The organism is Haladaptatus halobius (assembly GCF_020618475.1).
Lineage (GTDB): Archaea > Halobacteriota > Halobacteria > Halobacteriales > Haladaptataceae > Haladaptatus > Haladaptatus halobius.
Window position 1 is genome coordinate 121554 of sequence record NZ_CP085342.1, and the last position, 16279, is coordinate 137832.

13 protein-coding genes and 1 pseudogene are annotated in these 16279 nt (G+C 50.7%); 8 read left to right on the forward strand and 6 right to left on the reverse strand.

Features of this window, described 5'->3' with window-relative positions; all coding sequences use genetic code 11:
* The first annotated feature begins 1234 nt into the window (after window positions 1-1234).
* The 7 genes and pseudogenes from LIW51_RS37890 (at window position 1235) to LIW51_RS37920 (ending at window position 9352) form a co-directional block, all read left to right on the forward strand.
* Window positions 1235-1693 carry a universal stress protein gene (locus tag LIW51_RS37890; RefSeq protein WP_227380843.1) on the forward strand — a complete coding sequence of 153 codons (459 nt, stop codon included), beginning with the start codon at window positions 1235-1237 and terminating at the stop codon, window positions 1691-1693.
* A gap of 302 nt (window positions 1694-1995) precedes the next feature.
* Window positions 1996-2292: a hypothetical protein gene (locus tag LIW51_RS37895; RefSeq protein ID WP_227380844.1), complete on the forward strand. Its 297-nt coding sequence runs from the start codon at window positions 1996-1998 to the stop codon at window positions 2290-2292.
* A gap of 190 nt (window positions 2293-2482) precedes the next feature.
* Window positions 2483-2821, forward strand: a complete 339-nt coding sequence (locus LIW51_RS37900; RefSeq protein ID WP_227380845.1) for a hypothetical protein — start codon at window positions 2483-2485, stop codon at window positions 2819-2821.
* A 620-nt stretch (window positions 2822-3441) separates the two neighbouring features.
* Window positions 3442-4650, forward strand: a complete 1209-nt coding sequence (locus tag LIW51_RS37905) for a glycosyltransferase family 4 protein (protein ID WP_227380846.1) — start codon at window positions 3442-3444, stop codon at window positions 4648-4650.
* A 447-nt stretch (window positions 4651-5097) separates the two neighbouring features.
* Complete coding sequence (locus LIW51_RS37910; protein ID WP_227380847.1) at window positions 5098-5397, forward strand: HalOD1 output domain-containing protein; 300 nt, start codon at window positions 5098-5100, stop codon at window positions 5395-5397.
* Between the two features lie 1020 nt (window positions 5398-6417).
* Entirely contained in the window at window positions 6418-7566 is a 1149-nt protein-coding gene (locus LIW51_RS37915) for an MBL fold metallo-hydrolase (RefSeq protein WP_227380848.1), read from the forward strand.
* Between the two features lie 740 nt (window positions 7567-8306).
* Window positions 8307-9352 (forward strand): annotated as a pseudogene (locus LIW51_RS37920) (PrsW family intramembrane metalloprotease).
* A gap of 312 nt (window positions 9353-9664) precedes the next feature.
* Here LIW51_RS37920 and LIW51_RS37925 read toward each other — a convergent pair.
* From LIW51_RS37925 to LIW51_RS40345, 6 genes are all read right to left on the reverse strand, one after another.
* Window positions 9665-9895, reverse strand: coding sequence for a DUF7120 family protein (locus LIW51_RS37925; RefSeq protein ID WP_227380850.1), 231 nt, complete (start codon window positions 9893-9895; stop codon window positions 9665-9667).
* Between the two features lie 301 nt (window positions 9896-10196).
* A complete protein-coding gene (locus LIW51_RS37930; protein ID WP_227380851.1) occupies window positions 10197-10439 on the reverse strand; it encodes a DUF7127 family protein in 243 nt (80 codons plus the stop codon).
* 284 nt (window positions 10440-10723) lie between these two features.
* Window positions 10724-10876, reverse strand: a complete 153-nt coding sequence (locus tag LIW51_RS37935; protein WP_227380852.1) for a hypothetical protein — start codon at window positions 10874-10876, stop codon at window positions 10724-10726.
* A gap of 98 nt (window positions 10877-10974) precedes the next feature.
* A complete protein-coding gene (locus LIW51_RS37940; protein WP_227380853.1) occupies window positions 10975-12468 on the reverse strand; it encodes an SLC13 family permease in 1494 nt (497 codons plus the stop codon).
* 414 nt (window positions 12469-12882) lie between these two features.
* The gene (locus LIW51_RS37945) at window positions 12883-13308 is read right to left on the reverse strand and encodes a CBS domain-containing protein (RefSeq protein WP_227380854.1); all 426 of its coding nucleotides are present in this window, start codon (window positions 13306-13308) and stop codon (window positions 12883-12885) included.
* Window positions 13309-13519: 211 nt separating this feature from the next.
* Entirely contained in the window at window positions 13520-13678 is a 159-nt protein-coding gene (locus tag LIW51_RS40345) for a DUF7837 family putative zinc-binding protein (protein ID WP_438267519.1), read from the reverse strand.
* Window positions 13679-14340: 662 nt separating this feature from the next.
* Between LIW51_RS40345 and LIW51_RS37950 the strand changes: the two genes are divergently transcribed.
* Window positions 14341-15858 carry an alpha,alpha-trehalose-phosphate synthase (UDP-forming) gene (locus LIW51_RS37950; protein ID WP_368411926.1) on the forward strand — a complete coding sequence of 506 codons (1518 nt, stop codon included), beginning with the start codon at window positions 14341-14343 and terminating at the stop codon, window positions 15856-15858.
* The last annotated feature ends 421 nt before the right edge of the window (window positions 15859-16279 follow it).

The window sequence follows — 16279 nt, forward strand, 5'->3', positions numbered from 1 at the left end:
TTGTTATGTACTTTGCGAGGTTATATTCAAGGCTGATAACTGAGATGTAACATCTACTACCGCGTTCGACACCGGCGTTCATTCAATTCGCGAATGTCCGCAATTTTGAGCATCTGAAGCTTTTTCGGCCGAGTAGAGAAATCCTGTACGCCCGACCGTGGCGCGTAGGTAGCGTATACCTTCAGGATTGGCGGTGAAACCTGCCGGTTCGTCGCGATCCACTGCGGTACGGGACTGACTTTCGGCCGGGTGAACGAGCATTAAGTAAAAGTGCTGCGAGCATATCTCACCGTATCGGTTTGTTGTATCTACTAAATCAATAAGCGGAAGTAGAAGCTACACGGAAAGGTAGTAGAAAATATGCGCACGAGTTACGCCCGCTTGAGCCATCAAAATCAGCACTCCATTCTACAAGCAATTGAAAGAGAGGGGTAACATGGTCAGCACAATGTCTGCAATCACCTGTATACTCTATAGCCAGCGTTTCAGTCACTCCCCCGAATGGTCGTGCTCAGTAAATTGAGTATACTGCTGAAGATAGACTCGTCGCCCGAGAATCGGCATGTATACCCGGTCTTAGCATCCCCAAGAGACACTGCCCGAAGATAATCTAGGTGATCTGCCCCGACCTCCATTACCACCTCCGCCACCCGCTGGTAGCGGATGATGTAGGCGTTGTAATCGTCCAGCAAACGTAGCAAGAATTTGAGGATGATGTCAATATGTCACGGCCATTTTTAAAGGAGTAAAAAGAACCACTGAGGGTATTCAACAATGACTGCTAAACAACGAGAAAAAATCAAACCGGGTTTGACAATCCTACTGAGTAGGATGCTTGCGTACCCAATACTTCTTTTGATAGAATTGAGTCACTGGGCGCTTCACGGAACATGGTATCGGTACTCGCCGGGAGAACTCGCTCAGGAACTCTTTAAGAACTATAGCTCTCAATAAATACCCGTGTATGTGAGCAAGAGATAATTACATGACGGATTTGAATAAACATGGTACAGCGCGTTGAGCTCCTCAACACTGCTTTCACCGTCGTCTAGAAAGTCTTGAATTGTCGCGGTGATCAGATAGACGAACGCGATCACACGGGGGGCGATACCTGCTCCGTTTATCCACCCAAATACCTGACAACGCGGCAGCCCTGCTAATAGAATCGATAAATCGCGGGAACCAACATTATCTTATATGATATTCACTAACATAGTCTAGGGAGTAGCCGAGCATGTTCAACCGAATACTCATTCCGACTGACGGCAGCGAGGAAGTTTTTCCGGCTGTCGAGACGGGATTTGAGATCGCTCAAACCCACAGTGCTACTATCCATGTGCTTTACGTAGTAAAAAAACAACAACCGTTTGCTGAATTCGGCGGAGGGGTGGGCTGGTGGTACGATCTCATGGAGCAGTTCGAGAAGGAAGGCGAACGCTCGACGACAGAAATTGCGGCGCAAGCCAACAATATTGGTATCAATACTAAAACAGCCATTCGCCGAGGAATCCCTCAGAATACTATCCTCGTGTATGCAGACGAACACGACATCGATCTAATCGTCATGGGAACGCACGGCAGAACGGGCGTTACACGTGCGCTGATGGGGAGCGTAACTGAAACAGTCGTTCGGCACGCTGATATACCCGTATTAACGGTGAGCAGGGATACTGGAATGAGACTAGAAAATTGAATCCATCATTCCGGACAGTAGACTCATCTAAGCAACCGAGGGGGAGCGGAGTGAATAGGATAATTCATCTTAGTTGTTGCACATCACAGGCCGATCGAATAGTGGTGATTCGTGAGGAAGATCAGTCCGATTCCCTGTATGCCCAGGCCAATCGCAAGCGCATTGAGATTAAGTGAGTATCCAAGGTCAGCAACCGAGACGATAGATTCAGATTATTTTCATGAATACTCCTACACTGATTCATTGCTATTATCTGTAGCCAAAAACGCGAAGATAGAGCTCACGAAGAGTATTAGTAAGCCATGCCAGACACCCTCATCACACGCATCCGGGATCTTCGTGATGCACAGCCAACGCAATACGGCTTGCTCTCTGCGCATCATCAGGAGGTTCAGCAGGCACTTGAAGCATGTCAGCGCAACTATCCCTGCATGAGCCAACTCTATGAGACGCTTGACGAACCAAACCTCGATCGGCGTATGCTTGGGAATATTCTCTCGCTGCTCGTCCAGTTCGACAAAATAACACTCGCGAAATTACTCCTTCGATTCGATAACTCTCGGCTGAAAGATCAGCCAAAAGCCGAGTCTGACGCCTGAGATATTTGTCTCCGTTCATGCGGCCGAGAAACGTTGGAATGACATGCTACGATAATTATAAATAATACAGCAATTTAGGGAACGCCATACCACTTGTCTCATGCTTTACTCTTTGCTCTCAGAGATCGAAACACCGTTTGGGTGGCCATTTAGTACAAATAGCTAGCGTTCTTTAGTATGTAGATGAACCATGGCAGATTACGACATGCACGACCCCGAGTACTCAGAGACGACATCAGACGAGTGGGACTCCCCACAAGAGGAGGATTTTGACACTGATGATCTCTCCGAGATCGACCACCACTTTGTTCTGTCAGCGGCAGGCTTCCCACCGGATAACTTTACTGACCTCAAACTTCCGGTCGTGAGCCCTGACGGTACCCTCAATGAAAATGCCTTGCAGGCTGCCCACGGTGGGGCTCATAGTGTTGAAGCAATCGACGATATTGACGATGATACCAAACAAGACGTGAAGAACCTCCTTGAGGAACTCTCTCAAAATGAGTTCAACGCAGATATCGGTGACTAAGCCCCAATGGCCTGGAATTACCATGGTTGTCCGACGGTTTCGCCAGTCGGGAGTGACGGAATGGTTCACTGCCAAGCAATATCCACATAGTTTGTTTCGGCAGCAGTCGGGTGGGGAGAGATAGTCAGTGAAATTACCGCCGACGAGATACGGTTGTGTGTAGCTTCTAAGTGACTGAGTTCGTGCTGCTTGGTGCGAATTTTCTTTGAGGCTCATCTCGATAAGTCATCACCTGCAAGTTGCGTGCGGCAGCGAGTCCCGCTCGATGGTGCAACAAACATGCTCCCAGTCAAGTTACGACTTGTCGAGTTGAGTATTCTTTTTATCCATCTCCCTGATCAAGTACTGTGGTTGCGCCACCGCGGCACTAATGTATCAAGCTCGAGTTTGATATCTCTGAGATCTCTGTGGTCAATGGTTCTACTTTTGTACCTATACTTGAACCGTGATCTTTCTAATCACATAGTTATCAGTGAGCTCCGTTCACGGTCGAATTGCGTCATCGAACGAGGATACGTTTTCTGGCGTATGAAATCTGCGTCTGCACTGGTTAATGTGTTTCAAATCGCCCAGAAGGCCTATTGAAAGTCGCGTTGCCAACTTAGTAGAGTGATGACAAAATGGTCGATGTCGCAATTATTCATATGGATATGATGGCGAAAGGGGGCGGAGAAGCAGTAGCGATGAACGCCCTCGAAGCATTACAAACCGACCATGACGTGACGTTACTAACGCTAACAACTCCTGATTTCGAGGAACTCAACGACTATTTCAATACCGATGTTCAGGATATCACCGTCCGGAAGGCAGGCAGAATCGCACCAGCAATTCACGACCACTATGGCATCAAGTATTACATCCTCCAGAACGCCTTACTCGGAAGGTACGCGAAGCGACACGCCGACGAATTCGACCTTCTCATCTCGACTATCAACGAACTCGGCCTCGAATCTGATTCCATCCAGTACATTCACTTCCCATTTGATTGGACGGTGAGCCTCGACAACCGCGACCAAATTTTCCACCCTGGCGTGGAGGAAGAGAGCCTCTACGAGCGCTTTTGCACACGTATCTCCGGCGTTGACCGACAGGATATCCAATCGAATATTCTTCTCGCGAACTCAGAGTGGACGGCTGATGTCGTTGAGGACGCCTATGGGACACATCCGCAGATTCTTCATCCGCCGATCGACACCTCCGAATTCGACCCGCGACCGTGGGACGAACGCGAGGACGGGTTCGTCACAATCGGTCGTATTGAGCGGAGCAAGCGCATCGACGAGTTGATCCGCATCGTCGATGGGGTACGCGCACGCGGCCACGACATCCACTTCCACATTATCGGCCCGACGGTCGACGAGGAGTACCGCACCGAGGTCGCGGAGATGGCGGCTGACCGTGACTACATCTACCTCGAAGGCGAGATTCCACGTTCCGACCTCGTTGAGCGCATTTGCGCGCACAAATACGGCATTCACGGAAAAGAGTTCGAGCACTTCGGGATGGCCGTCGCGGAACTCGCCGCCGGCGGTACCGTCACCTTCGTCCCCGACTCCGGTGGCCAGCACGCCATCGTCGACGATAATGACTCGCAGTTGTTCGGATCATCCGAGGACGCCGTCGAGAAGATATCCGCCGTGGCGTCAACTCCGTCGAAGCAACGCGATTGCCAGATGACGACGTCCGAGATTGAGCGCCGGTTTGGCCGCGACCGGTTCCGCCAACAGTTTCGAGCGGTCGTCGACAAAACTCTTGACCACTCGACCAGCGGCACGGTCCCTGACATCGTCGACCAGAGCCGTCAGCCACGAGTTAGAGTGAACGACTGAAACTCGGCGAAAGCGTGTTCGCCCTATCTTACCGCCGAGCGCTCATCGCCGGAGCATTTTCGTCTTCTGCTGTGTCGATGTCCTCGTTTTCTAGCACATCGATATACTCCGCTTCTATCACGTCGACGACGCCTGCTCACGCACGCTCACAGCACGCATACTCACAGGCGTACTCGCGAGCGGCCGTGCCGGCTGCGTCTAGAACATGCACGATAAGTTCGTCTCACGGCGGTTTTACACGCACTATAACAGAAGAAGATGATCTTCGAGAAGGGAGCGCAAGAAAAAAAGAGATATCCATCATTACTCTATTTACCGAATAAATTCTATTAATTATATATTATTATACGTATTAATTAATGTCTGATTCATGTTTAATAACTGGCCAGAGGGGTTATTACGCTCAGCACGGTAGCTGGCAGCGTTCGCGGGAGACTGATCGCTTGTATGGACTCGGAGAACAGTTCACATCCAGACGGCGGAGCAGGCCCAGGATGGCGCACGGAAAAACCACTTGCGACTACTATCGTGGAGCGGCTCGCAGCGCACAAAGACGTCTCGGTCGACGATCTTGAGCCAATCTATGAATATATCGATCCAGATGCGCTTGAGGCACTGATTGCGCCTCGCACTGATGCGAGTGACCGAATCGGTGGCCAGATCACGTTCATGTATGCTGGGTATCACGTGACGGTCTGTCGCGATCGCACGATCGACCTTGAGCCGCTCGGGGAAGAAGAGGGGTAACTCTGTTGTCCACGTTCGTAGTCATTACCTCGTAGCCTCCGTTTCTCCTGAATATAGGTGTTGACCGAGAGTGGTTATAGTAGCAAACGCTTCGCTTCGAGTGCACGTTGGTTCTACAGCTGTGCGTACCGTGCCCAGAAGCGCAGATATGCACGTAATTCTCGAAACTCAACGGTAACTGGAATAGCTATGTCGTGCTGGAGTTCACCATAGAACCACTGCTCGTCGAATGGAAGGATCTGGGGCTCATGCTGTGGGTTCCCATACTACCAAACCTCGATGGTCGCTGTCATTTTCCTTCCCTCCTAATCATAGATGTCCATTACCGGTTCGGCGATTAGTAAGCCAGCAGTGGCTTCTCTACCACTTAGTACGTGCCTCAGAAGTATGAATTATGCTGTGTATTCTCAACAACATTTACCACAAGCGCAAGTCAACACCCACCCGCATCAGCTGAAAAATTTCGAGGCGTGGCAGCACCTCCCTCTGTGACTTCTTCCACAGAGTGATTTATCTTTGTGAGATTCTTCCCTTGATCTCTATACCGTCTCCATCATATCGTTTAATTGTCAAGTATCGTTTACGACAAAAAGGACACTGAGCAGCATGAGATTCCTGGAGGACGCGTGGAACGAGAACTTTCGTAGAGAGGTTGGCGACACTGTGGTGGGAGGCCAACCTACCGCCAGAGCTCCTGGCACCGCCACACGTCCACCACAAACCGGTAATACGCCTCACACCCGTGGCTTGGAGCACCGATGTAATTGAGCGATACTCTCTTTCATATCCGTGTACACAGATGACAGGTACTCATTGTCTGTGATCAATGACAACGGTAGCGGCATTCATGGCCGAGTCCCAGGCAACACCTGCTACGCCTTAGTCACTGTCCAAAAGCGTCAGTGCTGGCGATCGATCGAATAGTCGTCATAGCAAGGATATACTGGGTAGTGGGAGCGAAGGCGACCGGCAACAATCACTATTAAGAGTTGATGTGTACTAGTTTTGTGTGGAACTCCAATGGTGGACCAGATAACTGCTCACCAGTTAGCGGACAAACTCGATAACGATGAGACGTTCACGCTTATTGATACCCGACCCAAGGACAGCTACGAAGCGTGGCACGTTACCGGTGCGGAGAATGTCTCCTTTGACCCGCATGACGGAATATCCGACGACGACCTCGACCGGGTCAATGCTATTGCCGATGACCGACCGATCGTCACGATGTGCGGAAAGGGGCTAACCTCAACACCATTCACCTTTGAGCTTGAGAAGCGTGGGTACGACGACGTGGCCGTCGTCAAGGGTGGGATGGAAGATTGGAGCAAGGTATATGAAGTCGTCCCAATCGACACGCATGATGATGATCTCATCATTCTCCAACTCCAGCGTCGTGCAAAGGGATGCCTTGGGTATCTCGTCGGTTCACAGAGTAGCGGGGAAGCAGCGGTGATCGACGTCACTCGCCAAACAAACGAGTTCAAAGTCGCCGCCGAAGAACGCGGTCTGACAATCACACACGCCCTCGATACCCACATTCACGCCGACCACATCTCCGGTAGTCCCCGACTCGCGGATGCGCTGGATGTTCCATATCACCTCGGCGAGCAGGCATGCGAGCGCGATGTCGAATATGAGTACGAACCGCTTGACGATGGGGATGTCATCGAAATCGGAGCCATCGAAATCGAGGTGCTGCACGCACCGGGGCATACATCTGAGATGATGAACTTTGTCGTCAATGACGAAGCCGTGTTGACCGGCGATACACTTTTCGTCGACTCCGTGGGCCGAACGGAACTCCAGTTCGGTGACGCCGACGCAACTCGTGGAGCAGAGTTGCTCTATGACACCCTCCACGATACCCTCCTTGAGTTACCCGACGACCTCCAAGTGCTCCCAGGACACGTTACCGTGACAGCGGATGGTCGATATGAAAACGGATCACCTGGCAAGCCAATCAATAGGCAGCTCGATGATCTGGCGCAACATCTCGACGTTCTTCAACTCGAAAAGGAGGAATTTGTCGAACGACTGACCGAGAACGCACCGGAAAAGCCACCGAACTACGAAACGGTTATTGACATCAATACTGGAAAGGAGATGATCGAAGATGAGAAGAACGCGACTGAACTCGAACTGGGGCCGAATAACTGTGCAGCGTGATCGTCCTTAGTGCCTCTCGATCTCTCGTTTTTGGAAACGAGACCAGTGAATAGCGCCGTTGACTGACTAATCGACTCGGGGAACAAATTCTCGAATAGTGCCGGAGACCGTTCCGTCAGCGTGGATCGTCCGATCACTCTCTGAGGTTGCGGAAGCACAATTCTTCAAAATTCATAAGTGACTGTAGCCAGATCAACCTTGGCGCTCACCCTACAAATTAAAAACAGTACGTTCACCCGCAGGAAACGAGTAAGCAACTAAACACCGGGTTCGATAGTGTGAACGCCGCATGGCGGACAATCTCTAATATGGATGTGTAGTTATTCCAGGAGGGTACTCACACAGATGTTCATGACCTATTCCGGCCAGTTTGCTAAGCAGTTAACCAAAGACGTTCTCAGTTGGGAAGGCGGCGTCTGGTATAACGAATCAATCGCTGTCAATTAAACGAGTCGACGTTGCGGTTGTCGGAGAATACTGGTTCGAATGTCGCGAAGTATTATTCGAATTTTGATGTAAAATGGGTAATACCGAGCACAGTATGAATCCATTAGGACTGCCCCAGAAATCGGTGTTCAATATTATTACCTATTGCTCGCTGACTGTCAGCGAGCAGAGGGAAACGTTGACAAGCCGAGTTTGTGTTATTAATCCAGGGCTGAGTTATTGACATTCACGCTAGGCACTAGGATCGGTTTCTCCGAACTATTTTATTCCCTACCTGAGTGAGGATAGTTAGCATGGACGAGAAACGCGATCCAGTCGGCGCCGAACAGGCGACTCGATCGATCTCTATGGCATTTCGTCATGGGAGCAACGAACGCGCCTTGACTGGTTCGCCACGAAGTTATACGGGGCAATTGTGGCGACAGGGCGAGCAGTCGTTATCTTCCTTGCCCTGGCAATTCTTCTCGTACAAATCGCACTAGGCGGGCTGGCTGCACTAACTAACCCATGGATCGGATTGTTTGCCGTCCTCTCCATCGTCCCCGCATTCGCGTTCGCAGTCTACCTCTGGTACGCAGATGTAACGATGTCGGAACCGCTTCCGATACTCGTAGGCACATTCCTACTCGGGCTGTTATTCGCCGGATTCGCGGCGGTGTTCAACTCTTATACAGAACCACTCTTTAGCCAAATTCCAATCGTGGGGATGGTGATTTTCTTCTATATCATCGTTGCTCCGATCGAAGAGACGGTGAAGTGGCTGGCTGTGCGATTGTTTGCGTATAGGAGCGACAAGTTCGATGCTGTTATCGACGGTGCTGTGTACGGCGCGATGGCCGGACTTGGATTTGCCACCATTGAGAATGCTATTTATATCAGTCAAGAAGTCCTCAAGTCCACAAGTACCGACCTCCTGTTACGGGCTGGACAGACCGCGGTTGTTCGACTATTCGCCGGACCAGGCCACGTCATTTACTCAGCGTTCGCGGGTTACTATCTCGGACTCGCGAAGTTCAACCGCGAAAATGCCGGACCGATCGTCGTCAAGGGACTGCTCATCGCGGCATTCATCCATGCCACGTACAACACACTTGTTGGCTTCGTGCCTGGACTGATTTCGACTTTCCTTCCTGCAGTCCCACATACGATGGCATACATCGGGTTTGTGATCGTGTACGACGGGTTTTTCGGGTATTTGCTCTACCGCAAGATCGAACGCTATCGTGGACTGTACGAGGAGACAAACCAGCAAGCGCCAATAGTGTCTAATAGAGATGGGACCGACAGAGACGAAGAAGCAAAACACTCAGCTAAGACAGATGATTTCGATACAGAGTAACATCTTTCTCCCAGTAAATGGCGAGGCTTCCCAACAGGAGAAATACACTCCATCCGTATTCAGTTAAGATGTGAAACCGCGTGGCTGCGCGCTAATCAGATAGGTTATCTTAGAAGGTTGAGTAGAGAGGTGAATGAAGCTCTCCCTAGATTCGATCAACACATTATTGATTTCATTGTTTCCCTCCAGAATGATCGACGACCCCACTAGCCTCAGATACTTGTTATTGATTGGTGTGTGAATCACGTACGAAAAAGGACCTTATTGTCTTTGTGCTATCCGCTGGTTACGAACTCCTCCTCTTAATCTGAACTAGAGTCGGTCATCTTGATGGCTGGCTGGATCTTGCTGATCGTCGACGGCTTGAGTAAATACATCGTCAACCAATTCCTCTTCGGATTCATCAGCCGTATTATGGGATGACACACCGAGAGAAAGGAGTTCTTCGATTGCTTGTTCGCGATTCAAGAAATCATCCTGTTCAACGAGGCGGTCAATGTCACTATCTATACGGTCGGGCAGTGTCACCTCAGACGTAACCATAGACAAAATTCATTCCTGGAAAGAGATTAATTCTTGGGTTAGTAATAGTTCTACATTGTGATGCTGTTTCATCTATTGTATAGCTACGTATAGTCGTGAGACTCCTCGCGGTAATCCCCGAGCAATACCCTATATGATCTTCAACCAAAAGAAATCAAAGATTCTGTCTCACACTTGGTCTGCCAAACTAGACTGCCGGCACGTCTATTACTCTTTCTCGACGTTAGCGCTGAAGAGGTGTTTTGACCGAACTACTGCCGAGTCCCGACAGTCTCACCCTATGTGTACTGTATTTTCGAGACTACTCCTTGATGATGAGCATCCCGTCGTTGGTTGTGATGTCGGTCGCTTCGGCTGGTCGCTCGAACTCGAATTGGTGATCTCCCGCAACGACGATAACAGTCTCACCAATGGTATCGAGGGATGCCTCGACGTCAGGACCAAAGTCGATAGTGATGATGTTTTCCTCCTCATATTCACGACGAGTAATCGTAATATCCTCTTGCTCGTTCGCGGCGGACTGAAGCTGGCGTGGAGCTTCCATACGTCAAGTTAATCCGTCTTACACCTAAGTGCTCTGCCCGTCATACAACGGCTATCGAAGAAATATCGTGCGATTGTACGTCGACGTACGCCAATGAGGAACTCAACTGCACTGATCGAGTGAATTGTAGGATCGTGACTGAACCAAACGGCCGCAACAGTTCGGATATCGTTACGCTCGGGGAACAGCGCGTGCAGTATCCACTCAATCCTCTCGGCGGCGATAAACCATATCATGAATCCCATCAACCACCCCGCCAGAATGGCGCTCGGGAGTGTAATCGACTAGGAATACTTGAGCACTCCATGGGCGAGTTCGCCGAATGCCGTCACCTCGATGGTTCCGAGTTCCAAGCCGACGAAGACACCGATCGCTGCGAATACTGCACTGCCGATGAGGTTCGAGACGTAGATGGTGCCCCAGGGTCGTTGGCTCAAAAGTAGATGCCGCACGAAATCGGTATGGGATAGTGGTTCGTTTTGGCTACTGATTGATTGACAAGCGCGAAGGCATAGGGAGTAGCCGTTGGCCGTGCTTAGGGTAGATTCCACCCCGGGATGAATTGACTTGCAAGATACGAATACACCGTAATCAGGACAATCGTCAGAATACACAGGACTGTGCCATGTTTCACCATTTTGTTTGTGTCTGCGCCGAACCCAGTTGTGAGCGCGAGACAGCCATTTGCCGACGGGAGTGCATAGCTAATGTTCAACATTGCTGCGGCAGCATACACAAATGTCGCAACGGGAAGATCGGCTTTTGCAGCTATAGAAATGATAACTGGAATCAGTGCGGCGGCTGCTGCCGTATTTGTCGTGATATTCGTGATTGTTGCGACAATAATCGCAAGAAGCAAGAATCCGAGTAAACTGAGTGTAAGGTATTGATCAACTGCCGCTCCAAGCGCATCAACAGCGCCAGACAGTGTGAGGATTTTCGCGAGTGCAATCGCACCCGGCCAGATAAACAACACCGGTAGTGGAAAGTCAGTGATGACATCAGCATTCAAAATCGTGGACGCTGACCCTGATTTTGCTGGAATCACGAATAACAGTGCACAGATAATGGGGAACGCAAGCAACGGATCAAACCATGGAACACTATTTTCGAGAACATCCCCGTAGAGTGGTTCGAGAAGTACGAGACCAAAGGCAAGGAGCCACGCACCGACGACAATGATTTCTTCCTGTTTGATCGAATCGAGCTTTGTTAATTCTGCTTGATAGAAGGACTTACTAGTAGGAACTTCTGTTGCGTCAATATCGAAGACATAGTAGAGATAGGTTCCAACAAGGAGGAAATTGAGAACGGTAAATGGGAGTAAGTGATAGATCCAGCTTGTGAATGGGATCGAATACCCAACGTGATCGCTCAACAATTCGATTGTCAAAATATCCATTCCCCCACCGAGTGGTGTTGCTGAGCCGCCAACTGCTGCACCCCACCCAATTGCTAATAATACAAGCGAGGGAAATGACGATGCTCGAATTTCATCAGCTGTTTCATACCCTTGGTAGTGGAGGATGGTGACTGCAATCGGGATAAACATGGCCGCAGTCACCGTATCTGGAATAACAGCAGAAAATACTGCTGCCAGTCCAAACCACACCAAAATCTGGGATTTTGGCCCGTAACCCAATTTATATAGAGAGCGCAAGGCCACTCGCCGTGTGAACCCCCAATATTTCCAACCTGTCGCGATGCCAACCGCGCCAAAGATGAATAAGACAAGTGGATCCCAGTAGACTGAAACAACCTCTTGCCACGGTGCGAGCGGAACAATACTGACAATCACGACAGGAAGAAGAAACACGATTTCTAGCCGAATAATACCAGAAACCATCCAGATGACGATCCAGGCTAAAAGTCCGATTGCACCTTGTATTTTCCAGCTGATTGAAAATGGAGTGAGCAACGAACCCATGAAAAGGACTGGCCCAAGGAGCAGAATGCCAATTCCTCCCTGCGGGTCGTCTCTACCGCGGAATCGGTCGAAATAGCCCGTGTGGGAGGTGGTGTCTGCCATGATGGGATAAATACAATATCACTCTCCGTGATCTCCATCGGAAAAATGAAGCTGATGATATTATTTAAGCTCACTTCACAACCCGGATAGTAATACTATGCGGTTTGCCGCTTACAGCATACTGAGATAGTAATGTATTGTCCGTTAGAATCCTCATATAATTTTGGTATCAATTATGCTTTGAAGTTTGTTTTTAAATGCAGTGAAACGGGGCTCTGAATTCGAATCATGTTTCCTTGAGCTGCACAGCCAGCACTGGTACTGGCTAGGGCGATATTGTCGGGAGCCCACAGTCTCGAAACTACCTGCCTACTTCGTCACTGTTGCGTTGGGAGAGGGCTAATCAGAAGACGGATTCACTACCAAATACTGGCTTAGGGAGCCGCATCTCTCGCACAGCGCATCCTCTGCGTCTTAAGGACTGTAGTCTGGCGACTGCACTTCGATCGTGTCGGCGATGTTATCGAGTTGTTCACCGATTGTGGCGATGAGATCATCGAGTGTCACGATACCAGTGAGGTTGTTATCCTCATCGACAACAAGGATTCGACGAACGCCGTGGTCACCGATTGCTCGCGACAGTTCGATGGCTTCCTCGTTTTCGCGCAGCGTGACCGGATCCTCTGCCATGACGTCGTCTGCAGTGAGTGCACTGACATCATCGCTCGTAGTGATTGCGATGGCGAGATCGCGGTCGGTGACAATCCCGACGGGTGTTTCATCGTCAGTAATGACGACTGCTCCGACATTTTCAGAGTCGAGTGTTTCAGCGATATCACCGAGTGTCGTATCACGATCTGCCGTGACGACGTCGGTCGGACCAAGATCACCAACAGGCATGGTTCTAGTTAAACTAGCGATGGCACTGGTATTCAAGATACTGGCAGAAGTGGCAGTACTTCTATAATCCTGCCCGCAAAGGCGGTGGCTGGTGATCCATATCTGTTCTCTTCATTGCCAGCCGATAGGATGAGTGGGAATAAATTCAAAGTGGTCTTCGAACCATCGGATATCTCAACATAGATAATATTTGACCACTTTTCAGGGAGTGTCAGTGCCATCTATACAGTGGTCTCAGAACGACTAAGATGCGAGGAATATCCGCTACTGTGAGAACGAACTGCGTCTGCTTCGGTTGAACAACATTCTCACAGTCAGGACACTCGGCGAAAACCACTTGATTCCCATTGTCTTTCTCATATCCAATCAATAATCATGCGGTGAGAATTCGGGTTTCATACAGGGACACACACCAAGTGCTGAATGGTTGCTAGTCATCGGGGAATCAGGAGAAGGGAGCGCGTGATAAACGGTCTGACTCTCCAACAAAGACAAGAGTTTTATCAGATAAGAGTGTTCGCCAATTAAAACCCGAGAAGAGTCTCTTGTGAAGATGGTGGCAATACAGATTCCTTCGCAAATGGCAATTAGGCTGCCTCTCAAATAAGATTCCGGAAAAGTCGCTGCCATAACTGAAAAATCTAAAGAGATAGTGTCTCTATAAAGCTGCTCAATGGATTAGATATACGAACGTACACACAATAATATAATATTTCATCAGTATGTATTAAACGCCTTTTCGACTATCTTCATTGTAATTTCATTTCAAGAGCTAGTGTGAGCAGCAAGGAGTTTTATCTTCTCTCCGACCGTCAAGGAAGTAGCTCCAAAATGAGTTTGAGAGCACAACCGGGGAGTCCATGACATTCACAGAAAGGGGAGCGTACCCCTTTAAATCATTGAACGGAAATGATTCAATCAAAGTATTAGAAGCGACGATCCAGGAGTTCCTCAAAGACCGACGACTTATCATAGTAATGCCGGACGAGTGCATCGTGACAAACATGAAATTCGGTGGAACACGCTGATACCGTGACTAATTCCGACATGGATATCGACACTGCCGATGTGAGCAAGGCCCCTACGTCCCAGCTTGACGGGAGCGAACTAGTCGTCGTCTCGAACCGGCAGCCGTACAAGTTCGGCTACGACGAGACCGGAGCGGTTACCGTTGACCGTCCCGCGGGCGGACTCACTGCCGGGCTTGATCCGGTTGTCCAACGGACGGGCGGAACGTGGGTCGCGTGGAGCGACGGCGAGGCCGACGATGAGGTGACCAACGAGGACAGACGTGTCGGCGTCCCGCCCGACGATCCCACCTATGAGCTCGACCTACTCTCGCTCTCGGAGGACGAGGTCGAGGGGTACTACTATGGCTACAGCAACCAAGTTCTCTGGCCGATGTGTCATGGGGGCATCTGGCAGACTGAATTCAAGGAGCGTTATTACGAGGTCTATAAGCAGGTGAACCGATCCTTCGCCGACGCCGTCATCGAGCGTGCCTCCGACGGCTCAGTCGTCTGGTTCCAGGACTATCACCTGGCGTGCGCGCCCCAGTATGTTCGCATGGCATGTCCAGACGCGTTCCTCATGCACTTCTGGCACATCACCTGGCCCGGCTGGGATACGTTCCGCAGCCTCCCTCACCGAGAGGCCATCCTCTCGGGGCTTCTCGGAAACGACCTCATCGGGTTCCACACCGACCGCTACCGGACGAACTTTCTGGACTGCGTCGATCGGGCTTTAGAGGAAGCGGCGGTCGACGAGGAGGCCGGAACGGTCCGATATCGCGACCGCACCATCGCGGTCCGGTCGTTCCCGCTCGGTGTCAACGCCAACGCCATCGCCCGGACGGCCGAATTGATTAGCAACGAACGACGGAGGGATCTGGCGCAGCAATACGGGATTCCCACCTCGGGTCGGGTCGCGCTCGGCGTAGATCGCCTCGACTACACGAAAGGTATCCCCGAGCGCATCGAGGCACTGGAACACCTCTGGGAAAGGCGACCGAAGTGGCAGAAGGAGCTGACCTACGTCCAGAAAGCCGTCGAAAGCCGGTCGGTCATCCCGAAGTACCAAGACCTCCAGGACAGGGTAGATGAATCGATAGCCCGGGTCAACGACCGCTTCGGTACGAACGACTGGCAGCCGATCATCAGGATCGATGAATTTCTCCCGCGGAACGAATTGATCGGGCTCTACCGGCTCGGCGACGTGATGCTCGTCAGCGCGCTCCGCGACGGGATGAACCTGGTCGCCAAGGAGTACGTCACCGCCCATGTTGACAATGAGGGCGTCCTAGTGTTGTCGGATCAGACAGGCGCCCATGACGAACTCGGCGACGACGCCGTCACGATCAATCCCCACAACGCTAAGCGGTTCGCCGAGGCCATCGAGAAGGCGCTGACGATGCCAGAAGTGGAGCAACGGAGGCGGATGAAACGGCTTCGCCAGCACGTGTCCACCTACGACCTTGACGCGTGGATGGCTGACATCTTCGAGATGGTGGCTCGCCTCCACGCCGACCTCGACTCGGTGGTGAATGACTGAACCCACCCCACTCGCGACGGGTCGCCGCCGATCCTGGACGCAGAAGAACTGGTTTCTCGCCTCGTGTCCACGGACGGACTCCTAAACGCTGCGACTCCTCTGAACGCCGCAGCAACGAGGTTCGGACTCACAGATGTGTCCTACTGATTTCCGCGTACTTACCAGTACAAGCGATTCTGCCGCCCTCGTTCGGCAATTGTTCAAGGGTCAAATCTCATCCACAGAGACGGTGACTAGTGAACCATATCTGTTCTCTCCCGTTTCCAACCGATAGGATTAGCGGGAATAAATTCAAAAGTGGTCTTCAAACCGTTAAATATTCTCACTACGATTCATATTTATTCAGTTTCAATAGAAGAGACACGGCGAAGGAGTGGGAAAAATACACTCCCAAGTCCGATTGCAACGATCACGAACACCG